23 protein-coding genes are annotated in these 20395 nt (G+C 67.2%); 12 read left to right on the forward strand and 11 right to left on the reverse strand.

Going from position 1 to position 20395, the window contains the following annotated elements; all coding sequences use genetic code 11:
• The first annotated feature begins 17 nt into the window (after window positions 1–17).
• Window positions 18–1304, forward strand: a complete 1287-nt coding sequence (eccD, locus tag ACZY0X_RS00740; RefSeq protein WP_463767709.1) for a type VII secretion integral membrane protein EccD — start codon at window positions 18–20, stop codon at window positions 1302–1304.
• A complete protein-coding gene (gene mycP / locus ACZY0X_RS00745; protein ID WP_463767710.1) occupies window positions 1301–2701 on the forward strand; it encodes a type VII secretion-associated serine protease mycosin in 1401 nt (466 codons plus the stop codon). The genes eccD and mycP overlap by 4 nt, the downstream gene beginning before the upstream one ends.
• Here mycP and eccB read toward each other — a convergent pair.
• Together eccB and ACZY0X_RS00755 are read right to left on the reverse strand one after the other, a co-directional pair.
• Window positions 2630–4021 carry a type VII secretion protein EccB gene (eccB, locus tag ACZY0X_RS00750; protein WP_463767711.1) on the reverse strand — a complete coding sequence of 464 codons (1392 nt, stop codon included), beginning with the start codon at window positions 4019–4021 and terminating at the stop codon, window positions 2630–2632. The genes mycP and eccB overlap by 72 nt on opposite strands.
• Before the next feature lie 58 nt (window positions 4022–4079).
• Window positions 4080–4631: a CGNR zinc finger domain-containing protein gene (locus tag ACZY0X_RS00755; protein ID WP_463768717.1), complete on the reverse strand. Its 552-nt coding sequence runs from the start codon at window positions 4629–4631 to the stop codon at window positions 4080–4082.
• A 75-nt stretch (window positions 4632–4706) separates the two neighbouring features.
• Here ACZY0X_RS00755 and ACZY0X_RS00760 point away from each other — a divergent pair, with 75 nt between their 5' ends.
• From ACZY0X_RS00760 to ACZY0X_RS00780, 5 genes are all read left to right on the forward strand, one after another.
• Window positions 4707–5726 carry an EamA family transporter gene (locus ACZY0X_RS00760; protein WP_463767712.1) on the forward strand — a complete coding sequence of 340 codons (1020 nt, stop codon included), beginning with the start codon at window positions 4707–4709 and terminating at the stop codon, window positions 5724–5726.
• A 15-nt stretch (window positions 5727–5741) separates the two neighbouring features.
• Window positions 5742–6410 carry a cutinase family protein gene (locus tag ACZY0X_RS00765; RefSeq protein ID WP_463767714.1) on the forward strand — a complete coding sequence of 223 codons (669 nt, stop codon included), beginning with the start codon at window positions 5742–5744 and terminating at the stop codon, window positions 6408–6410.
• A gap of 24 nt (window positions 6411–6434) precedes the next feature.
• Window positions 6435–7112 carry a cutinase family protein gene (locus ACZY0X_RS00770; RefSeq protein ID WP_463767715.1) on the forward strand — a complete coding sequence of 226 codons (678 nt, stop codon included), beginning with the start codon at window positions 6435–6437 and terminating at the stop codon, window positions 7110–7112.
• A gap of 83 nt (window positions 7113–7195) precedes the next feature.
• The gene (locus tag ACZY0X_RS00775) at window positions 7196–7834 is read left to right on the forward strand and encodes a cutinase family protein (protein WP_463768718.1); all 639 of its coding nucleotides are present in this window, start codon (window positions 7196–7198) and stop codon (window positions 7832–7834) included.
• Window positions 7835–7891: 57 nt separating this feature from the next.
• The gene (locus ACZY0X_RS00780; RefSeq protein ID WP_463767716.1) at window positions 7892–8485 is read left to right on the forward strand and encodes a cutinase family protein; all 594 of its coding nucleotides are present in this window, start codon (window positions 7892–7894) and stop codon (window positions 8483–8485) included.
• On the opposite strand, the gene truA is transcribed toward ACZY0X_RS00780, so the two are convergent.
• The 9 genes from truA to ACZY0X_RS00825 all read right to left on the reverse strand — a co-directional run bounded on the left by truA (window position 8482) and on the right by ACZY0X_RS00825 (window position 13856).
• Window positions 8482–9375, reverse strand: coding sequence for a tRNA pseudouridine(38-40) synthase TruA (gene truA / locus ACZY0X_RS00785; RefSeq protein WP_463767717.1), 894 nt, complete (start codon window positions 9373–9375; stop codon window positions 8482–8484). The two genes, ACZY0X_RS00780 and truA, sit on opposite strands and share 4 nt — an antisense overlap.
• Before the next feature lie 7 nt (window positions 9376–9382).
• Complete coding sequence (gene rplQ / locus ACZY0X_RS00790) at window positions 9383–9952, reverse strand: 50S ribosomal protein L17 (protein ID WP_463767718.1); 570 nt, start codon at window positions 9950–9952, stop codon at window positions 9383–9385.
• 87 nt (window positions 9953–10039) lie between these two features.
• Window positions 10040–11092: a DNA-directed RNA polymerase subunit alpha gene (locus ACZY0X_RS00795; protein ID WP_241400735.1), complete on the reverse strand. Its 1053-nt coding sequence runs from the start codon at window positions 11090–11092 to the stop codon at window positions 10040–10042.
• Window positions 11093–11167: 75 nt separating this feature from the next.
• Window positions 11168–11773: a 30S ribosomal protein S4 gene (gene rpsD / locus ACZY0X_RS00800; protein ID WP_463767719.1), complete on the reverse strand. Its 606-nt coding sequence runs from the start codon at window positions 11771–11773 to the stop codon at window positions 11168–11170.
• Between the two features lie 17 nt (window positions 11774–11790).
• Window positions 11791–12207, reverse strand: coding sequence for a 30S ribosomal protein S11 (gene rpsK / locus ACZY0X_RS00805; protein ID WP_241400737.1), 417 nt, complete (start codon window positions 12205–12207; stop codon window positions 11791–11793).
• 6 nt (window positions 12208–12213) lie between these two features.
• Window positions 12214–12588 carry a 30S ribosomal protein S13 gene (rpsM, locus tag ACZY0X_RS00810; protein ID WP_047331955.1) on the reverse strand — a complete coding sequence of 125 codons (375 nt, stop codon included), beginning with the start codon at window positions 12586–12588 and terminating at the stop codon, window positions 12214–12216.
• Window positions 12589–12741: 153 nt separating this feature from the next.
• Complete coding sequence (rpmJ, locus tag ACZY0X_RS00815) at window positions 12742–12855, reverse strand: 50S ribosomal protein L36 (protein WP_003879483.1); 114 nt, start codon at window positions 12853–12855, stop codon at window positions 12742–12744.
• Window positions 12856–12943: 88 nt separating this feature from the next.
• Window positions 12944–13165, reverse strand: a complete 222-nt coding sequence (gene infA / locus ACZY0X_RS00820; protein ID WP_003418601.1) for a translation initiation factor IF-1 — start codon at window positions 13163–13165, stop codon at window positions 12944–12946.
• 220 nt (window positions 13166–13385) lie between these two features.
• On the reverse strand, window positions 13386–13856 hold the full coding sequence (locus tag ACZY0X_RS00825) for an SRPBCC family protein (RefSeq protein WP_463767720.1): 471 nt from the start codon (window positions 13854–13856) through the stop codon (window positions 13386–13388).
• Window positions 13857–13932: 76 nt separating this feature from the next.
• Here ACZY0X_RS00825 and ACZY0X_RS00830 point away from each other — a divergent pair, with 76 nt between their 5' ends.
• The 5 genes from ACZY0X_RS00830 to ACZY0X_RS00850 all read left to right on the forward strand — a co-directional run bounded on the left by ACZY0X_RS00830 (window position 13933) and on the right by ACZY0X_RS00850 (window position 20374).
• Window positions 13933–15639 carry an NAD(P)/FAD-dependent oxidoreductase gene (locus tag ACZY0X_RS00830; protein WP_463767721.1) on the forward strand — a complete coding sequence of 569 codons (1707 nt, stop codon included), beginning with the start codon at window positions 13933–13935 and terminating at the stop codon, window positions 15637–15639.
• A gap of 24 nt (window positions 15640–15663) precedes the next feature.
• Entirely contained in the window at window positions 15664–17139 is a 1476-nt protein-coding gene (locus ACZY0X_RS00835) for an ATP-binding protein (RefSeq protein WP_463767722.1), read from the forward strand.
• A gap of 29 nt (window positions 17140–17168) precedes the next feature.
• Window positions 17169–18047 carry an LLM class F420-dependent oxidoreductase gene (locus tag ACZY0X_RS00840; protein WP_463767723.1) on the forward strand — a complete coding sequence of 293 codons (879 nt, stop codon included), beginning with the start codon at window positions 17169–17171 and terminating at the stop codon, window positions 18045–18047.
• Between the two features lie 17 nt (window positions 18048–18064).
• Window positions 18065–18928: an LLM class F420-dependent oxidoreductase gene (locus ACZY0X_RS00845; protein ID WP_463767724.1), complete on the forward strand. Its 864-nt coding sequence runs from the start codon at window positions 18065–18067 to the stop codon at window positions 18926–18928.
• A gap of 243 nt (window positions 18929–19171) precedes the next feature.
• A complete protein-coding gene (locus ACZY0X_RS00850; protein WP_463768719.1) occupies window positions 19172–20374 on the forward strand; it encodes an RNA-guided endonuclease InsQ/TnpB family protein in 1203 nt (400 codons plus the stop codon).
• The last annotated feature ends 21 nt before the right edge of the window (window positions 20375–20395 follow it).

Here is a 20395-nt window from a genome sequence, read left to right on the forward strand (position 1 = left end):
TACCGGGGGGTGAGCCGATGTCGCTGTGCCGGTTGTCCATTCACGCGGAGTACGGCGACGCCGCGCGAACCGTCGATATCGCGCTGCCGAGCACCATCAGCGTCCACGCGCTGCTCCCCACGGTCGTCGACCTCGCAGGCCCGACCAACCGCCGTGCCGGCGAGCCAACACGGTGGCACCTGGGTTGGGTGACCGGGCAGCCCATCGACCTCGCGCTGACGCTTGCCGAGAACAATGTGCGAGACGGCGATGTGCTGGTGCTGTCGTCACAGACCCCACCACCACTCCGACACAGCGAGTGGGATCCGTGCGCAACGGTGGCGGCCGCGCCCGACACACGGTCGACGTCACCCGTCGCCGAGATCCTCTGCGGGTGGGCGCTGCTGACCGGAGCGGTCGCACTGGCCTGGACGGGACTCACCACCGAGCGGATCGTGCAACTGGTCATCACCGCGGTGGCTGCGTGCATGGTGATGGCGCTGGCGATATCGGCACCGCACCGGTCGACGCTGCGCATCGTTGCGGTGACGATGTGCGCCGTCACCGGTTTCTTGGCTGTTCCGTCGGGCCCTGCGGCAGCCAATGTCTTCCTGGCGGCTGTGGCGGCATGCTCCGCGGCGGCGCTGTTGGCAAGGTGGACTGACCTGTGGTCACCGAGTCTGATTGCCGCAGGCGCATTCTCGATCATCGTCGCACTGTCGAGTGCGGTGCCGATGGGCGTTGCCACGCCGCCGGTGGCGACCGGTGCGATCGTGACCCTCGTGTCGCTCGCGTTGCTCGCGGTATCGGCCCGGCTTGCGACTGCACTGGCCCGGCTCACACCGGGAGGGCATATCGCCGATGTGCCCGATCGCGCCGCCCGCGGTCACGCCGTGCTGAGCGGACTCGTTGCGGCAGGCGCCTGCGGCGCAGCCGCGGGTTCCACACTGGTGTTCATCGCTCATCTCCATGACGGTGCAGACCCGCTGCGCCGGGCGGCGTTCACCGCCGTCGTGGGCTTGGCGCTCGTGCTGAGGGCTCGCGTCCATGCAGTTCCGACCCGCTGCACGGCCCTGACCGCAGCCGGATTGATATGCGCCACTGTCGCGTTGGCGATCATCGCGGACGCGTCGGCAGTGCTCGCGCCGTGGTGTGCGGCGTTCGTCATCGCAGGCGGGCTCATCGCCGCCGGACGACCCGGCCTCGTCTCGTCGATCGGGCGCGGCCTGGACATCATCGACTACGTCGCGCTCACCGCGATCATCCCCCTGGCGTGCTGGGTCGGCGGTCTGTACGCGGTGGCCCGCGGGTGGCACTCACCATGACCGCGCGAATCGCCGCCGTTCTGGCCGTGATCGTGCTGACGGCGGCCCTCGCCACACCGTCCGCCGCGGCCGTGGCACCACCGGCCGTCGAGCACGGCGCACTGCCCAGGCCTGCGTCACCCGCACCGCCCGGGCCCACCGAGCTCATCGGCGAGTGCCAGGTTATGCACACTCCGGCCGAGCCCGCCGGTCGGCCACCACTGCGGTCGACCGAGTTGCAGGCGTTGTGGCGGCTGACCCGTGGTGCGGGCCAGACGGTCGCCGTGATCGACACCGGCGTGGCCCGCCATCACCTGCTCCCCCGCCTGCTACCCGGTGGCGACTACGTCGGCACCGGTGACGGCACAGAGGACTGCGACGGGCACGGCACCATCGTGGCCGGGCTGATCGGTTCGGCACCCGCCGGTGGCGAAGGCTTCGCGGGGATCGCGCCGGATGCCGAAATTCTGGCGATCCGGCAGTCGAGCAACGTCTTTCGCCGCTCGGGTGACCAGTCGGGGCCCGGTGTCGGCGACGTGGAGACCCTGGCCAGGGCGATCCGCACGGCGGCCGATGCGGGCGCGACGGTCATCAACGTCTCGTCCGTTGCCTGCGCACCGGCATCGGAGTCCATCGACGACAGGGCGCTGGGTGCGGCACTCGCCTACGCCGTCGACGTCAAGAACGTCGTGGTCGTCGCGGCGGCGGGCAACGTCGGCGGCCATGGCCGATGCGATCAGCAGAACCCCGTCAACGGCGGCCGCCCGGACTGGGACGGCGTCAAGGTGGTGGTCAGTCCGAGCTGGTACGACGACTACGTGCTGACCGTGGGGTCACTCGACGATGCGGGCCGACCGTCGGCGTTCAGCCTCGCCGGGCCGTGGGTGGACGTCGCGGCACCCGGGGAGCGGCTGGTGTCACTGGATCCCGACGGCGAGGGTCTCATCGACACCGCGCCGGAATTGTCCACAACGAATTCAACAGCAGCCAAGCCGCTTTCGGGAACCAGTTACTCGGCCCCCGTGGTGTCGGGCATCGCCGCGCTCATCCGGTCGCGCTCCCCTGGGCTCACGGCCAGGCAGGTGATGCACCGCATCATCGACACCTCGATTGAGCCCTCGGCTGGTTGGGATCCGATGGTGGGCTATGGCGCCGTCGATGCACTCGCCGCCGTGAGCAGCGACGGACCGGGCGATCAGGCAAGCCGTCGCACGCCGGGCCCGACGGTCGCCGCACCAGCCTCTCTGCCGGCCGTCGAGACCGGCGCGCCCCGGGGCATCGCGTTCGGCGGCGCGGCGGCATGTATCGCCGTGGTGGCCGCGGCGATTGCGTTGTCGACCAACCAGTTACGGCGTCGCAACGAGCGCGTCATGAACCCGGGAGGCGCCGTCGACGCTGAGCTCCGGTCCGCGCGGTAGCCGGGACAGGACCGGCCACGGTGCGCCACCGAGGGGTTCGGACAGTCCCAGTGCGCTGGCCGCGGCATCGTCGGCAATGCCGTGAACCACTCCCTCGGCGGTGACGACGAACCTCGGCCCAGTGCGCCCGTCGTCCCCAACGATCCGCGCGGACCCGACGTAGGCACTGTTGCCGGCAGGCATCGCGATGCGGTCGATGGCAGGTCCGTCGCCATCCGCCTGGGCCAGAATCATCCCGTCCTCGACCGCCGGTGACCTCCCCACCAGGACAGCGGTGTTCGTCGTGGCCTCGATCGCGCCGACCTGCCACCGGGCACACACCACTACGGACGCCGCCGCGCCGACTGGTGTGCCAGCGCGATCCGGCAGCGTCGCGAGAGGGATGCTCTCCACCACGGGGGTCGCCGCGATGGCCGCCGGTGCCACGGTGAGCACGGCCGCTGGGCCTGCGGGGTAGCCGAAGCGGATCAGGTCGGCCGCCATCTCACCGATGCGCTGCACGCCATCGGCGAGGACCACGTAATAATCTGCGGCCTCCGCACGCGACACTCGGACGACAGCGCCCACCCGAGCGCCACCCAGCGTGGGCGGCCCGGCCGATCCCGCACCCTCGATATGCGGGACGGCGATCGGCGCGACCTCCGGCACCGAATCAAGCAGCGCCCGCGAAACAGGCAGTGGTGCAATGCTATCGAGTCGCATCGCACGCACAACCGCCGGGTTGCGCAGGTCGACCTCGGCGCGCTGCCCGTCGTACAGCAGGTAGGTGATGGCCGCACTCTCGCCGCGCGGGGTGACCAGCACGGTGCGGGTGGGGTCCAATCGCCGCACCGACGGGACCTCGTCACCGGCGATGACGACGGTGTCCGCACCGTCGCAGACCACCCACACCCGTAGCGGCGCGGCCACACCGATCGTCGGCGCACCCGCAATGCCCACGGCCGGGCCCCGTTTCACGCCGCTGAGCGCCTGCCGTGTGACGACCAGCGGGTCGACAGCGGCGCCAACGGCGAGCCGGGCCGAGGCGAGATTCGGCGTGGCATGCCAGGTGTCGCCGAGCCGCACGTACAGCGCGCCCGTCTCCCGGGTCAGCACGAGCTGCGCCGTCCCGAGTGTGCCGTGCGGCTTGATGATCGCCAGAATGGCGCACACCGCGACGATGATCACGGCGACGACGCACCCCGCTGCCAGCGCCAACGACTGCGCGCGCAATGGGTCGTCGCGCATGCCAATATCGTTGCGCACCAACGCATGCTCCATGCGTCGCGTCAGAAAGCGTTGCGCGCTGACCTGCAGCCACGTCGTCGGTTGCCGAGCCATTGATCCCCCGGCTTCGACCCTAACCGGCTCGCCACCCCCGCGACGGCGGCAATTTCTTCTAGGACTTGGCGTGGCGCTCGCGGTAGGCCGCGACGTGCTGGCGGTTGCCGCAGTTGCCGGTGTCGCAGAACATCCGTGAGCGATTGCGCGACAGGTCAACCAGCACGGCCTCGCAATCCGGTGCCGCGCACGCCTTGAGGCGGCGCAGTTCGCCCACTCGGATCAGATCGGCCAGCGCCATCGCCATCTCGGCCCCCATGCGCTGCCAGAGCGGATCGTGAATGGACGCCAGGTGCAGATGCCACTCCGGCATCTCGACGTGACGAGTCAGCCACGGTGAGGCGCGGGTGTCGCTCAGCAGCGCATTGACCTGCCCCACCGTGCGCTCCTCGTCGCCGGCGACGGCCCAGATCGTGCCGAGCCGCTCCCGGAGCCGGCGCACGGACTCCAGTTCTGCGGCGTCCCTGTCTCGGCGCCCCGTCCAGCCGAAGCCATCCAGGTACTCATCTAGCGAGGACATATCGCCGAGCTGTTCCCCTTCGACGCGATCGGAGTTGATCAGCACGCACGCAGCGCGCAGCGTCAGCTCGGTGTCATGACTGAAAATCATTTGACTCATGACCCCTTGCGCGAATAGTGTCAGGACCAACATCCACTTTACTCATTACAGCGCGGGAGGTGCCCCGTGTCCGCGACACGTCTCGACTCGACACCCAACGTCGATCACTTCCGGGCCGGCCTCCTGTTGGCGATCGGCTCTGCGCTCGCATTCGGCATGGCGGGCCCGCTGGGCAAGTCCCTCATGGAGGCCGGCTGGTCACCAACCGCTGCCGTGACCGCCCGCCTCGCCGGCGGCGCCCTCGCCATTGCCGTGTTCGCGAGCATCGCGAGGCCGGGCTGGGCCCGCGAGGCAACGCGGCACTACAAGACCGTGATCGCCTACGGCATCATCCCGATCGCCGGCGCACAGCTCTGCTACTACAACGCCGTCTCGCATCTGTCGGTCGGCGTGGCCCTGCTGCTGGAGTACACCGCGCCGCTGCTGGTCGTCGGCTGGCTGTGGGCGACCACCCGGCGCCGGCCCAGCAATCTCGTCCTGGGCGGTGTCGTACTCGCGATCGCCGGAATCATGCTGGTCCTTGACGTGTTCGCCGGCGCCCACGTCAACGTCGTCGGCGTCACCTGGGGTTTGGCCGCCGCCATCTGCGCGGCGTGCTACTTCCTGATGTCGGACAGGGTTGCCGACGACGGCACCGGGTTACACCCCATCTCGCTCGCCACCGGCGGTCTGATCGTCGGCGCGGTGGCCGTCGCGCTGTTGGGGGCCTCCCGCATCATGCCGATGACCTTCACCGCCAACGACACCGTCATCGCGGGCCACACCACGTCATGGCTGGTTCCGGTGATCCTGCTGGCGCTGATTCCGACAGCGATCGCCTACACGCTGGGCATCATGGGCATCGCTCGGCTACGGCCGCGCTTCGCCTCGCTCGTCGGCTTGGCCGAGGTGCTCTTCGCCGTCATCGCCGCGTGGGCACTTCTCGGCGAGGCCATCTCGGTGACCCAGGCGGTCGGCGGCGCGGTGGTCCTGGTCGGGCTCGTGCTGGCCCGCCAGGGTGATCGCTCGGAGAAGATCGCGCAGGCCACCTGGCCGGAGACCCCGGCGCAGCCCGTCGACATCGAGCGAACGGTTCCTCGTAGCTGAAGGCGGTATGTGAAGATGGCGGGCGTGACCATGCTCAAAACGTCCGCCAAGCTGGCCGCGCTTGTCTCGGCCGTCGCGGCGGCCGCAGCGATCCTCACCGCCGCGCCCGCGACCGCCGAACCCGGCTGCTCCGATGTCGAGGTGATCTTCGCGCGCGGCACCAGTGAGCCCCCCGGCATCGGTCGTGTGGGCCAGGCGATGGTTGATGCACTGCGTCCCCAGCTCGGCGACCGCACAGTGAGCACCTACGGCGTCAACTACCCGGCCACTTACGACTTCCTGGCCGCCGCTGACGGCGCGAACGACGCGACGGCCCGTATCTCGCAGCTGGCAACGACCTGCCCGAACACCCGCATCGTGCTCGGCGGGTACTCGCAGGGCGCGGCCGTGGTCGACATGCTGGCTGGCATTCCGCCCCTCGGGAACAAGATCGGCGACGTCGGTTCTGCTCCCCCGCTGCCTGCGAGCCTCGACGGCAATATCGCCGCGGTCGCGGTGTTCGGCAACCCGTCGGCCAAGTTCAGCATTCCGATCACCAGCTCGATCTTCGGCGGTCGAGCCATCGATCTCTGCAAGGACGGTGACCCGATCTGCTCACGCGGGCGCAACCCGTTCGCGCACAGCGACTACGTCGACGGCGGCCAGGCAGCTCAGGCGGCTAACTTCGTAGCCAGACTTATTTAGTCTGTTTACGCGTTATCATGTGGCGTGCCCCTTGATCTTGTTCGACGTTCGCTTCTCGCTGTCGCCGCCGCCTCTCTGACCGCTGCCGCAGCCGTCATCGCACCCGTGGTCGCGCCGTCACCCGTCGGTGGCGTTGGCACCGCCTCGGCCGATGACTGCCCCGACATCGAGGTGGTGTTCGCCCGCGGAACGAGCGAGGCGCCGGGCCTGGGTCTGGTCGGCGGATCGTTCGTTGACGACCTGCGCGGCAAGGTCGGCGGCCGTTCGGTCGGCGCCTACGCGGTGAACTATCCGGCCAGCTACGACTTCCTGGCCGCCGCCAACGGCGCCAACGACGCCAGCGCGCACATTCAGTACATGATGGGCGCCTGCCCCAATACCCGACTGGTGCTGGGCGGCTACTCACAGGGCGCCGCGGTGATCGACGTCATCGGCGCCGTGCCCATCCCGGCGATCGGGTTCACCAATCCGCTGCCGCCCAACACGCCTGACTTCGTTGCCGCGATCGCCGTGTTCGGCAACCCGTCGGCCAAGCTGGGCCTGCCCATGACCACCAGCCCGGTCTGGGGTGCGCGCTCAATCGACCTCTGCAACTTCGGTGACCCGATCTGCCAGACCGACGGTGAGAGCGTCCCGGCGCACAAGGCATATGCCGGCGGACCCACAGACCAGGCAGCAAACTTCGTCGCCGGCCTGCTGTAGCTGTGAGCAAAGAAACAGTAACCACATCGTCAAAACCCTCGGTTAGAGTCGGTTTCGTGATCCGTCGCTACGTCATCGCTCCCATGATCGTCGCCCTCACCGCGGGCACCCTCCTCATCGCTCCCACCATCGCGGGCCACACTGTCCCCACGGCATCGGCCGCGTGCCCCGCGATCGAGGTGATCTTCGCCCGCGGCCGCACCGAGCCCGCCGGAGCCGGAATCATCGGCAACAACTTCGTCAGCGCCCTGCGGTCCAAGACGGGCAAGAACGTCAACCTGTACTCGGTCCAGTACCCCGCCGACAATGAGATCGACGTGGGCGCCAACGATATGAGCCGGCGCATCCAAGCCACGGCGGCGAACTGCCCCGACACGCGGATCGTGCTCGGCGGGTACTCGCTGGGCGCTGCGGTGACGGATGTCGTTCTGGCCGTGCCGTTCCAGTTCTTCGGCTTCAACCAGCCGCTGCCTCCCAACATGGATCCCCACATCGCGGCCGTCGCACTGTTCGGCAACGGCAGCGCGTGGGCGGGGCCCATCGGCGCGTTCAACCCGGCCTACCGCGAACGCACCATCGAGATGTGCCACGGCGCGGACCCCATCTGCAGCCCCGCCGACCCGAACACGTGGAAGGACAACTGGTCCGATCACGCGGCCAGGGCCTATATCGACGCCGGGATGGTCAACCAGGCCGCAGATTTCGTGGCGGGCCGGGTCTAATCTCCACTCCACGCACGGTGTAACGCTTTGCCAGTAGCGCCAGATACCATCGGTGTGGTGAATTCGAGATTAGCTGCGGCCGCCGTGCTCGCGGTCGGTCTGGCTGTCGCCCCGCTGCCCACCGCGGCGGCGGCGCCGTGCCCCGACGTCAACGTCGTGTTCGCACGCGGAACCGATGAGCCCGCAGGCCTCGGCGGGGTCGGTGAGGCCTTCGTCGCACAGTTGCGCGACAAGACGGGCCGCGATATCGCGGCGTCCCCGGTCAACTATCCGGCCCATCAGGACGTCGCGCCCGGGGTGACCGATATGACGGCTCAGATCAACTCGATCATCGCGAACTGCCCGGAGACCAAGATCGTCGTCGGCGGGTACTCGCTGGGTGCTGCGGTCACCAACGATGCGCTCAACAACACCGTCCCGCCCGGCGCCGATCAGCACATCGCCGCTGTCGTCCTCTTCGGCAACGCCAGCAGGCTGCTCAACATCCCGTTGGGACCTGGCCCCGCGTACGACGCCAAGTCGATCGACGTCTGCAATCCGGGCGATCCCATCTGCTCAGGCGGCCCAATGGCGTTGTCCCACCTGCAGATCGCCTACCTCATCGGCGGTGGCATCGGCAGTGCCGTCGACTTCACCGCAGGCCGGATCTAGCGCTTCCGCACGTCCCGCGTGACATCGATGCGCGCCGCGAGTTCGTCGTCGGGCGGGTAGTCGACCGCCACCAACGTCAGTCCTCGCGCCGGGGCCACTGCGAACGCACTCGAGCGGCTCGTCTCCGCCAACAGCGCAGCGCACCAGGCCGGCTCGAGTCGGCCCTCCCCAACGGCCAGCAGCGCACCGACGAGTGAGCGGACCATCGACCAGCAGAACGCGTCGGCGGTGACGCGGGCCAGGATCTGATCGCCCTCGCGCGACCACTCCAGGCGTTGCAGTTCGCGGATGGTCGTCGCCCCCTCCCGGGGACGGCAGAACGCCGCGAAGTCATTGAGGCCCAACAGTTCCGCCGAGGCGGTGCGCATCGCGTCGAGGTCGAGTGGACGCGGCCACGGCACGACGAAGCGAGCGTCCGCCGGCTCCACCCCGTACGGCGCTGTGGACAGCCGATACTCGTAGTGCCGCCGCAGCGCGGAGAACCGTGCATCGAAACCAGCGGGCGCCCGCGCGATGTCACGCACCCGCACATCCTCGGTCAACAGCTTTGCCAACCGCCGCACCAACGGCAGGAACTCGGCGTCACCCTCCCGGCGTGTGCGTGGGTAGGCGTGCGGCACGGAGTCGACCGGAACGTCGATGTGGGCCACCTGACCCGTGGCGTGCACCCCGGTGTCGGTGCGTCCCGCCGCGCGGGTCACCACCGGCGTGCGGAACACCGTCGAGAGAGCGTCATCGAGGACACCCGCGACAGTGCGCTGACCGGTCTGCGTCGCCCAGCCTGCGAAATCCGTTCCGTCGTAGGCGATATCGAGGCGCAGGCGAACTACCGGACGTGAGGAGGACAAAGAAACGAGCCCGCCACCGGAGTCGATGGCGGGCTCGTTCATTGCGTGATTACTTGGCGTCGTCGGCCTTGTCCTCGTCGGCGGGGGTCTCGTCGGCGGCCTCAGCGGCAGCCTCCTCGACCTCAGCCTCGGCGGCTTCTGCAGCCTGGCCTTCCTCGATCGCGGCGTCCTCGGCCTCAACCTCGGCGACAGTCTCGGTCTCAGCGACCGGGGCGGCCGGCGAACCGACGCGGCGCGCGCGGTCGGCCTCAGAGGTCACGGTCTTCTCCCGAACCAGCTCGATGACGGCCATGGGGGCGTTATCGCCCTTACGTGCCTCCACCTTGATGATGCGGGTGTAGCCGCCCTCGCGATCGGCGAAGAACGGGCCGATCTCAGCGAACAGCACGTGCACGACGTCCTTGTCGCGGATCTTCTTCATCACCTCACGCCGGTTGTGCAGCGTGCCCTTCTTGGCATGGGTGATGAGCTTCTCCGCGTAGGGCCGCAGCGCCCGCGCCTTGGGCTCGGTCGTCTTGATGCGGCCGTGCTCGAAGAGCGACGTGGCCAGGTTGGCCAGGAGCGCCTTCTGGTGCGAGGACGACCCGCCGAGGCGAGGACCCTTAGTGGGCTTGGGCATTGCGACTTCTCCTAATTGGGGCCGGTCCCCGTATCAGGTAGGACCGGGACGGATCGGGCGGGCGAAGCTGGGTGGGAATGTGCCCTGTTAGAGCTGTTCGGTTTCGGCGTAGTCCTGGGTGTCGTCCAGGTCGTAGCTGGCGTCGCTGTTCCAGGTGCCAGTGGCGACGTCGTAGCCTGCGACCTCGGACGGGTCGAACGTGGCCGGGCTGTCCTTGAGCGAGAGACCCAGCTGATGCAGCTTGATCTTGACCTCGTCAATGGACTTCTGGCCGAAGTTACGGATGTCCAGCAGGTCGGACTCGGTCCGCGAGACCAGCTCGCCGACCGTGTGCACACCCTCACGCTTGAGGCAGTTGTACGACCGGACCGTCAGCTCGAGATCGTCGATCGGCAGCGCGAAGCTGGCGATGTGGTCGGCCTCGGCCGGCGACGGCCCGATCTCGATGCCCTCGGCCTCGACGTTGAGCTCCCGTGCCAGACCGAACAGCTCAACCAGCGTCTTACCGGCCGAGGCCAGTGCGTCACGCGGGGTGATCGAGTTCTTGGTCTCGACGTCGAGGATCAACTTGTCGAAGTCGGTGCGCTGCTCGACGCGGGTGGCCTCCACCTTGTAGGTCACCTTGAGCACGGGCGAGTAGATCGAATCGACCGGGATGCGGCCGATCTCGGCACCCGACACCTTGTTCTGCACGGCAGGCACGTAACCGCGGCCACGCTCGACCTGGAGCTCGACCTCGAGCTTGCCCTTGTCGTTCAGGGTCGCGATGTGCATATCCGGGTTGTGCACCGACACACCGGCCGGCGGCACGATGTCACCGGCGGTGACGGCACCCGGGCCCTGCTTGCGCAGGTACATGGTGACCGGCTCGTCCTCCTCCGAGGACACGACCAGGCCCTTGAGGTTCAGGATGATGTCGGTGACATCTTCCTTCACGCCATTGACGGTGGTGAACTCATGCAGCACACCGTCGATGCGGATGCTGGTGACCGCCGCGCCCGGGATGGACGACAGCAGCGTCCGCCGAAGCGAGTTGCCAAGGGTGTAGCCGAATCCGGGCTCCAGAGGCTCGATGACGAACTTGGAGCGGTTCTCGGCGAGGCTCTCCTCGGAGAGTGTGGGGCGCTGTGAGATCAGCATGGTGTTTCTTCTCCTTCTCGGCACCCGCTATTTGATGCCGTCTGGTTACTCTCCGGCCTGATGGCCGAAAAGCATTTACTTCGAGTAAAGCTCGACGATCAGCTGCTCGGTGAGCGGGATGTCGATCTGCGCGCGCTCGGGCAGCTGGTGCACGAGGATGCGCTGACGCTCGCCGACGACCTGCAGCCAGCCCGGGATCGGCCGATCACCAGCGTTGGCCCGAGCGATCTCGAACGGCAACGTGTTGATCGACCGTTCCTTGATGTCGATGATGTCGTACTGCGACACGCGGTAGCTGGGGATGTCGACCTTCACGCCGTTGACGGTGAAGTGGCCGTGGCTGACCAGCTGGCGGGCCATGCGACGCGTGCGGGCGAGCCCGGCGCGGTACACGACATTGTCCAGCCGGCTCTCCAGGATGCGGAGCAGGTTGTCACCCGTCTTGCCCGGCAGGCGGTTGGCCTCTTCGTAGTAGCGACGGAACTGCTTCTCCATCACGCCGTACGAGAAGCGAGCCTTCTGCTTCTCCTGCAGCTGCAGACGGTATTCGCTCTCCTTGATCCGCGCGCGACCGTGCTGGCCGGGCGGGTAGGGGCGCTTTTCGAACGACTGATCGCCACCGACGAGGTCGACGCCGAGGCGACGCGACTTGCGGGTTGCGGGTCCGGTATAACGAGCCATTTGTTAGTTCCTCTTCCCTAGACCCGGCGCCGCTTGGGCGGGCGGCAGCCGTTGTGGGGCTGCGGGGTGACATCGGAGATCGCGCCGACTTCGAGGCCTGCGGCCTGCAGTGAGCGGATGGCGGTCTCGCGGCCCGAACCCGGGCCCTTCACGAACACGTCGACCTTCTTGACACCGTGCTCCTGCGCCTTGCGGGCAGCGTTCTCGGCGGCAAGCTGAGCGGCGAACGGTGTCGACTTACGCGAGCCCTTGAAGCCCACGTGGCCCGATGACGCCCAGGCAATGACGTTGCCCTGCGGATCGGTGATCGACACGATCGTGTTGTTGAACGTGCTCTTGATGTGAGCGGCGCCGTGCGGGACGTTCTTCTTTTCCCGCTTGCGGGTCTTCTGCCCCTTCTTGGGGGCAGACCCTGACTTCTTCGCTGTTGCCATCGGGGGTTACCTGGCCTTCTTCTTGCCGGCGATAGTCCGCTTCGGACCCTTGCGGGTGCGCGCGTTGGTCTTGGTCCGCTGGCCACGCACCGGCAGGCCGCGACGGTGCCGCAGGCCCTGGTAGCAGCCGATCTCGATCTTGCGGCGGATGTCGGCCTGCACCTCGCGGCGCAGATCACCCTCCACCTTGAGGTTGCCCTCGATGTAGTCACGCAGCTGCGTGACCTGATCGTCGGTCAGGTCCTTGGTGCGCAGGTCCCGGTCGATGCCGGTGCCGGCCAGGATTTCCTGGGAGCGGGTACGGCCAATGCCGTAGATATAGGTCAGCGCGATCTCCATGCGCTTGTCGCGCGGGAGGTCAACGCCCATGAGACGTGCCATCAGGCAGTGTTTCCTTCTCTTTGCGGAGGTCTTGTCCCAGTCCGTTCCCCTCGCGGGGTCCGGCCTCCGTGCCGGACGTGATGAGCGGCGAATCCGCTCAGTGGTACTGGGAGTTCTGCATTCAGTTGTGGGTACTTCGGGCTACGTGTTGCTTTAGCCCTGCCGCTGCTTGTGGCGGGGATCGGAGCAGATCACCATGACCCGCCCGTGCCGGCGGATCACCCTGCACTTGTCGCAGATCGGCTTGACGCTCGGGTTCACCTTCACGGCTGTTCGATCCTGCTCTCGGTCTCTCGGTGACGAGCGCGCACGCTCGTCACAGTGTTCTCGTCGGAGTTGATGCTTCGGACGCGGGTTACTTGTATCGGTACACGATGCGGCCCCGGGACAGGTCGTATGGAGAGAGCTCCACCACGACTCGGTCCTCGGGCAGGATGCGGATGTAGTGCTGCCGCATCTTGCCGCTGATGTGGGCAAGCACCTTGTGTCCGTTCTCCAGCTCAATGCGGAACATCGCATTGGGCAGAGGCTCGACCACGCGGCCCTCGACCTCGATGGCACCGTCTTTCTTGGCCATACTTTCTAGCGATCCTTGCGTTTGGTTTCGTATTCGCTTGCGCCCATTCCAGCGCAGCCCTCGATCCGACTAAAAAACGTGAGCCGGATCGGGAGAAAACTCAAGGTCCGAGACCATGCACGCAGAAAGTCGGCGCGGAAGCCGCACCGTTGGTCCATGCTACCCGCTTGAAGGTCCCGCCCAAAATCGCCGTTACCGACGCTACCGGCAGCGGTGGGACTCAGGCTTCGGCCGAGGCCTTGATCGCCGCGAGGGTCTGGGGAATGCCGCTCGTCGCCTCGTCGATGCGTATCGCGATCTCCGCTTCCGCCGTCTCGCCGAACCGGTCGTGGAACCCAGCGATACCCCGCGGCAGGAAATTCCACACCTGCGTCAGCAGGGTGCTCTGGCCCGCCTCCCCTGCCGGTTCGAGCACGAAACCCCAGCGGACCCAGCCGCCGTTGACCTCCCAGGCGAACTCGCGGCCGGGATCGGCGGCCACCACCTGGCTGCGGGTCTCCCAGGTCCGCTCGGCGGTCTCGTTGCGACCGATGAACCAGGCACCGACACTTCCCGCGTCAGCCGATTCCCACCAGCACGCCTTACAGACGGGACTCCAGCCGCCCATCAGCGTCACATCGGACACCAGCGCGTACACCTCGTCCGGCGTTCGGGACACCAGGACAGAGTCTGAGAAGTCGAAATCCGCCACAGCGTGAGTTTAGGACCGAGCCAACTCGGTGGCTGGGCCGCATATCCGGTGGACGAGCAGCGCATACTTGACGGTGATGACTGGACCCGCACACCAGCCCCGAAAACCCGCGATCCTCACCGTCGACGACGACCCCTCAGTGTCGCGCGCCGTCGCGAGGGATCTACGCCGCCACTACGGCGAGCGCTATCGCATCCTGCGCGCCGAATCTGGCGCGGATGCCCTCGCCACGCTGCGCGAACTCAAGCTGCGCGGCGATACCGTCGCGGTCTTCGTGGCCGACTACCGGATGCCGCAGATGAGCGGTATCGAGTTCCTCGAAGAGGCGATGGACCTGTTCCCGCTCGCCAAGCGGGTCCTGCTGACCGCCTACGCCGACACTCATGCCGCGATCGACGCCATCAACGTCGTCGACCTCGACCACTATCTGCTCAAGCCGTGGGATCCGCCGGAGGAGAAGCTCTACCCCGTCATCGACGGCCTGCTCGAACAGTGGCACGCCGTCGGCGACCGGGCGATGCCCTACACGAAGGTGATCGGCCACCGCTGGAACCCGCGGTCGTGGGAGGTCCGCCAGTTCCTCGCCAGAAACGCCTATCCTTTCAAAGCTCTCACGGCCGACGAGCCCAAGGGCAGCCAACTACTCGAGGCCGCGGGCCTCGACGGGCGGCGGCTACCCGTGGTGATCACCGAGGACGGCACGCCACTCGTCGAGCCGACTGACGCCGAGTTGGCCGCCCTGCTCGGCCTGTCCACCAATCCGTCACTCGAGATGTATGACCTCGCGGTCATCGGCGGCGGTCCGGCGGGCTTGGCCGCGGCGGTGTACGGCGCGTCCGAAGGCCTCAACACCGTGCTCATCGAGCGTGCGACGACAGGCGGTCAGGCCGGACGCAGTTCGAAGATCGAGAACTACCTGGGGTTCGCGAACGGCATCTCGGGGACCGATCTGACCACCACGGCACGCCGGCAGGCGGAGCGCTTCGGCGCCGAGGTGATCACCACGCGTGAGGCCATCAAACTCGTGGCGGGCGACGTCGGGACCGCGCGCACCATCAAGTTCGAGGACCGCAGCACCATCGGCGCGCGCGCCGTGATCCTCGCGACGGGCGTCGAGTACCGGCAGTTGTCGATCACGGGGTGCCGGCGTGATCCCGAGGACCCCGACGAGATCACGTTCGTCGACAAGGGCGTGTACTACGGCGCATCGGTGTCCGATGCCGAGGAGTGCCGCGGCGAGGACGTCTACATCGTCGGCGGCGCCAACTCGGCGGGCCAAGCCGCGATGTTCATGTCCCGGACCGCGAAGAAGGTCACGCTGCTGGTCCGCGGGCCCTCACTCGAGGCGTCGATGTCGCACTACCTCATCCAGCAGATCGAGCAGAACCCCAACATCGAGGTGCGGACCTGTACCCAGGTCGTCGACACCTGCGGTGAGGACGGGCACCTGACCGGACTCTGGCTGCAGGACAGCCAGACCGGCGCGCGAGAGAGGGTCGACTGCGCGCGGATGTGCTGCTTCATCGGCGCGACCCCGCGCACCGACTGGCTGGAGGAGGCCGGCATCGCGCGCGATGACCACGGCTTCATCCTGTCCGGACCCGACCTCAAGGACGTGTGTGGCTGGACTCTCGACCGGCCGCCGCACCACTTGGAAACAAGTGTGCCGGGTGTGTTTGTTGCAGGTGATGTGCGCTCGGAATCCGCCAAGCGCGTGGCGGCTGCTGTCGGAGAGGGCTCGATGGCAGTGATGTTGGTGCACCGCTACCTGGCCGAGGCATGAGTAGGACCTGAGAGGACCACGACTATGGGCGAACAGTGCCTCGCTACTGAGCTTCGCACCCTGTTCCTGTTCGAGGATCTGTCGGACGCACAGCTCGAGATGCTGTGCTGCGACGGTCATATCGAGACGTTCCCTGCGGGCCCGCTGGTTCAAGAGGGCGAGCCGGCCACCTGCTTCTACGTGATGATCGACGGCGAACTGATCATGTCGAAGCACTCCGGCGGCGTCGACATCCAGACCGGTCGCACGTCGCAGCGGGGCGTGTACTTCGGCGCCTGGTCGGCCTATATCCCGGGTGAGGAGCACAGCTACCAGGCATCGGTGCGGCTGACCAAGCCGTCGCGCTGCTTCGTGCTCGACGCGAACCACTTCGCGGGCTTCATGCGTTCGCAGTTCCCGATGGCCGTGCATCTGCTCGAGGGTCATCTCGTCGGAGGTCGGCGCCAGAGCCAGATCATCGGCCAGCGCGAGAAACTGCTCGCACTGGGCACCATCACGGCGGGGCTGACCCACCAGCTGAACAATCCGGCGGCCGCCACCGCGCGTGCGGTGGCCGACCTTCGCGAGGGCATCGGCAAGATGCGGCACAAGCTGGCGATGGTGGCCAATGCCAAGTTCACGCCGGAGGCGCTGCAGGTGCTCGTCACCATCCAGGACGAGGTCGCCGAACAGGTGGCCAAGAGCAAGGCCCAGGAACTCACCGCGCTGGAGGCGTCCGACCGCGAGGACGCCATCGGCGACTGGCTCGATGATCACGGGATCGCCAGCGCGTGGGACTACGCGCCGACATTCGTCGAGGCCGGGCTCGATATCGACTGGTTGGAGCGGGTGTCGGCGTCGGTCGACGATGTCGACGCCACCGCGTCGCTGCAGAGCGCCGTCGGGTGGCTGAAGTACACCATCGACACCGAACTGCGGATGAATGAGATCGCCGAGGCCAGCAAGCGCATCTCCGCCCTTCTCGCCGGCGCAAAGCAGTACTCCCAGATGGACCGCGGCGTCTACCAGAGCGCCGACGTCCACGAACTGCTGCGCAGCACGATGATGATGTTCGGCGACAAGATCGCCATGGCGGGCAAGGGCAAACCTGTCACCCTGGTCAAGGAGTTGGACAAGACGCTGCCCGAACTGCAGTGCTACCCAGGCGATCTCAACCAGGTGTGGACCAACATCATCGACAACGCGATCCAGGCGATGGGCGGACACGGCACCCTCACTCTGCGGACCTCGCGCGAGAACGACCAGATGATCCGGGTGGAGATCTGCGATGACGGCCCCGGCATCCCCGAAGACATCATCGACCGCATCTTCACGCCGTTCTTCACCACCAAACCGTTCGGCGAGGGCACCGGCCTCGGACTGGACCTGGCCTGGCGCATCGTCGTGGAGAAGCACGGCGGCACCATGTCCGTGCAGTCCCAGCCCGGCGACACCCGCTTCATCGTGTGCCTGCCACTGGTTGCTCCGCCGCCCTCGGAGACGGCGACCAGCGCGGAATAGGCGTGGTCGCGCGCAGGGTTGACCCGACTATGACCCAGACCACCCCCTCTTCGCGCGGGCGCTCATCGAAACCCGACCTCGGCACCTTCGGCGTGTTCGGCCACTACACGCAGTTTCAGAATCTGACACCCGAGCAACTGCGAGACATCGAGGCGCTCGGCTATGGCGCCATCTGGGCGGGTGGTTCGCCGCCTGCCGATCTGGACTGGGTCGAACCGCTCCTCGCGCCGACCGAGAAGTTGCAGGTGGCCACGGGCATCGTCAACATCTGGTCAGCCGCTGCCGGTCCGATCGCCGAGTCCTTTCACCGCATCGACAAGGCCTACCCCGGGCGGTTCCTGCTCGGCATCGGCGTGGGCCACCCCGAGGCCGTCACCGAGTACAAGAAGCCGTATGACGCCCTCACCGAGTACCTCGACAAGCTCGATGAGTACGGCGTGCCCAAGGACCGCCGCGTCGTCGCCGCCCTCGGCCCGCAGGTGCTCAAACTGTCCGCACGCCGAAGCGCGGGTGCCCATCCCTACCTGACCACCCCGGAGCACACCGCCCAGGCGCGCGAACTGGTCGGACCCGATGCGTTCATCGCCCCCGAGCACAAGGTCGTCCTGACGACGGACGCCGCACAGGCACGCGCCGTCGGACGCAAGGCACTCGAGATCTACCTGAACCTGGCGAACTACCTGAACAACTGGAAGCGGTTGGGGTTCACCGACGCCGACATCGCCAAGCCCGGCAGCGACGCCCTGGTCGACGCGGTCGTCGCCTACGGCAGCACCGACGCCATCGCGGCCAGGCTCAAGCAACACCTGGCGGCAGGCGCCGACCACGTGCCCGTGCAGGTCTTGACTGGAACTGACAAGCTGGTTCCTACGCTCGCCGAACTGGCCGGGCCGCTCGGCCTCAACTGATCAAGCGAAGGACGAACATGACCGACGCAGTCGCACTCAAGCCCGACCTCGGACGTTTCGGGGTGTGGACGTTCGGTGCACCCAAGCCCGAGCAGGCCGCCGAGATCGAGAAGCTGGGCTACGGCGCGGTGTGGGTCGGCGGCTCCCCCGCAGGCGATTTGGCGTTCGTTGAGCCGATCCTGGCGGCCACCGAGACGCTTCAGGTGGCGACGGGGATCGTCAACGTGTGGACCGCGCCGGCCGATGAGGTGGCCGAGGCGTATCACCGCGTCGAGAAGGCGTATCCGGGCCGGTTCCTGCTGGGCATCGGCATCGGCCATCCCGAGCACACCGAGGAGTACCGCAAGCCCTATGACGTGCTGGTCGAGTACCTCGACGCGTTGGACGCCGCCAAGGTCCCGACGAGCCGGCGCGTCCTCGCAGCACTCGGCCCCAAGGTGCTCAAGCTGTCCGCTCAGCGCAGTGCTGGCGCTCATCCGTACCTGACGACCCCCGAGCACACCGGCCAGGCACGCAACATCATCGGCAACACCGTCTACCTGGCGCCGGAGCACAAGGTGGTGCTCACCGACGGATCGGAGGAGGCCACCGAGGAGGCCCGCGCCGTCGGCCGAGACGCCGTCGGCTTCTACCTGAACCTGAGTAACTACCTCAACAACTGGAAGCGGTTGGGGTTCACCGACGACGACATCGCCAAGCCCGGCAGCGACAGGCTCATCGACGCCGTCGTCGCGCATGGCACACCGGAGGCCATCGCGGCACGGCTGCACGAGCACCTCGACTCCGGCGCCGATCACGTGACCATCCAGGTGCTCGGCGGTTGGGACAAGCTGATTCCGACGCTCACCGAACTCGCCGGTCCGCTTGGCTTGAAGGGCTGACCGCTCCTTGGGCGCAAGCCTCGGACTTCGGTCCGGGGCGTGTTCATCTCGTTCACAGTGGCTGCGCTTGGCCGTCGATCTCGCGCGTGGTGGTCTCGCAAGAGTTGAAAATGGCGCCGATGAACACTGGGCGCGGGCGCTTCGCCACGAACACCAGGTGTGTGTGCAGCAGGGAAACGCTGTGGCGGGCGCGGCGATAGGTCGGGGTTGTCGGAGCTGGCCTTTACAGTCGTGGGCGTGCAGATGCGTTATCGGTATCGCATCGAACCGACACCGGCTCAGCAGTTGGTGCTGGCGCGGGTGTTCGGGTGCGCGCGGGTGGTGTACAACGACGCACTGCGGATCCGCGATGAGGCATACCGCAGTGGGGTGAAGCTGTCCGACAGTGAGATCCAGCGCCGTGTCATCACTGCAGCCAAGACGACCGAGGCGCGTTGTTGGCTGGTCGAGGTACCCAGTGTGGCGTTGGTGCAGTCGGTCAACGACTCCCGTCGCGCCTGGCGCAACTTCTTCGACTCGGTCACCGGGAAACGAATCGGACGCAAGGTGAACCGGCCGCGGTTCAAATCACGAAAGGATCACCGGCAGTCGTTTCGGCTGACCCGCAACGGATTCAGCCTCAAAGCCAATGGGCGACTGTTCGTGGCCAAGGTGGGCGAGGTCCGGGTGCGCTGGTCACGCGATCTGCCCTCGCAGCCGTCCTCGGTCACGATCATTGGTGAACCCGACGGCCATTACTACGCCAGCTTCGTGGTCGAGGTGGCACCATCGCGATTGCCGATGACCGACCAGGAGGCCGGGGTCGATGTGGGTATCGCCCGGCTGGCGACTGTCGCCACTACCGATGGCCAACGCATCGAGGTCGCGAATCCGAGGCATCTTGGCCGCAAGCTGCGCAAACTGCGGCGGTTGGAACGGGAGAAGTCCCGGCGGCAGAAGGGATCAGCCAACAGAGACAAGACCAGGCGCAAGGTCGCCATCGCGCACAATGAGGTGGCCCGGGCGCGGCGGGATTATCACCACAAGCAGGCTTTGGCGTTGGTGCGCGAGAACCAAGTGATCCACGTCGAAGACCTCAACATCGCGGGGATGATCCGTAACCGTCGACTGGCTCGCGCCATCAGCGATGCCGGGTGGGGACAGTTCGTGAAGCTCATCGCCCAGAAGGCCGACCACTGCGGACGCAGCGTGCACACGGTGTCGAGGTGGCTGGCATCGACCAAGACCTGCTCGGACTGCGGGCACCGCCTCGACGAACTCCCACTGCAGATCCGCAGTTGGGCGTGCCCGTCGTGTCAAGCGGTCCACGACAGAGACCACAATGCCGCCATGATCATTCTCGCTGCCGGGCAGGCAGAGAGACTAAACGCCTGTGGAGCCCACATAAGACCGCAACCTGTCGCGGCAATGAGTGTTGAAGCAGGAAGCCCCCTGCCAGCGGCGTAAGTCGCCACGCGGGAATCCTCG

This window comes from Mycobacterium sp. IDUB_39 (genome assembly GCF_055419205.1).

Bases quoted from the DNA above. Each gene is read 5' to 3' on its own strand.
- truA (WP_463767717.1), bottom strand. From the start codon at position 9,375: ATGAACGAGCCCGCCATCGACTCCGGTGGCGGGCTCGTTTCTTTGTCC.
- ACZY0X_RS00765 (WP_463767714.1), top strand. From the start codon at position 5,742: ATGGCGGGCGTGACCATGCTCAAAACGTCCGCCAAGCTGGCCGCGCTT.
- rpsK (WP_241400737.1), bottom strand. From the start codon at position 12,207: ATGGCAACAGCGAAGAAGTCAGGGTCTGCCCCCAAGAAGGGGCAGAAG.
- ACZY0X_RS00835 (WP_463767722.1), top strand. From the start codon at position 15,664: ATGGGCGAACAGTGCCTCGCTACTGAGCTTCGCACCCTGTTCCTGTTC.
- ACZY0X_RS00840 (WP_463767723.1), top strand. From the start codon at position 17,169: ATGACCCAGACCACCCCCTCTTCGCGCGGGCGCTCATCGAAACCCGAC.
- ACZY0X_RS00755 (WP_463768717.1), bottom strand. From the start codon at position 4,631: ATGATTTTCAGTCATGACACCGAGCTGACGCTGCGCGCTGCGTGCGTG.
- ACZY0X_RS00830 (WP_463767721.1), top strand. From the start codon at position 13,933: ATGACTGGACCCGCACACCAGCCCCGAAAACCCGCGATCCTCACCGTC.
- ACZY0X_RS00850 (WP_463768719.1), top strand. From the start codon at position 19,172: ATGCGTTATCGGTATCGCATCGAACCGACACCGGCTCAGCAGTTGGTG.
- rpsD (WP_463767719.1), bottom strand. From the start codon at position 11,773: ATGGCTCGTTATACCGGACCCGCAACCCGCAAGTCGCGTCGCCTCGGC.
- eccB (WP_463767711.1), bottom strand. From the start codon at position 4,021: ATGGCTCGGCAACCGACGACGTGGCTGCAGGTCAGCGCGCAACGCTTT.
- infA (WP_003418601.1), bottom strand. From the start codon at position 13,165: ATGGCCAAGAAAGACGGTGCCATCGAGGTCGAGGGCCGCGTGGTCGAG.
- eccD (WP_463767709.1), top strand. From the start codon at position 18: ATGTCGCTGTGCCGGTTGTCCATTCACGCGGAGTACGGCGACGCCGCG.
- ACZY0X_RS00795 (WP_241400735.1), bottom strand. From the start codon at position 11,092: ATGCTGATCTCACAGCGCCCCACACTCTCCGAGGAGAGCCTCGCCGAG.
- ACZY0X_RS00775 (WP_463768718.1), top strand. From the start codon at position 7,196: ATGATCGTCGCCCTCACCGCGGGCACCCTCCTCATCGCTCCCACCATC.
- rplQ (WP_463767718.1), bottom strand. From the start codon at position 9,952: ATGCCCAAGCCCACTAAGGGTCCTCGCCTCGGCGGGTCGTCCTCGCAC.
- rpsM (WP_047331955.1), bottom strand. From the start codon at position 12,588: ATGGCACGTCTCATGGGCGTTGACCTCCCGCGCGACAAGCGCATGGAG.
- ACZY0X_RS00845 (WP_463767724.1), top strand. From the start codon at position 18,065: ATGACCGACGCAGTCGCACTCAAGCCCGACCTCGGACGTTTCGGGGTG.
- mycP (WP_463767710.1), top strand. From the start codon at position 1,301: ATGACCGCGCGAATCGCCGCCGTTCTGGCCGTGATCGTGCTGACGGCG.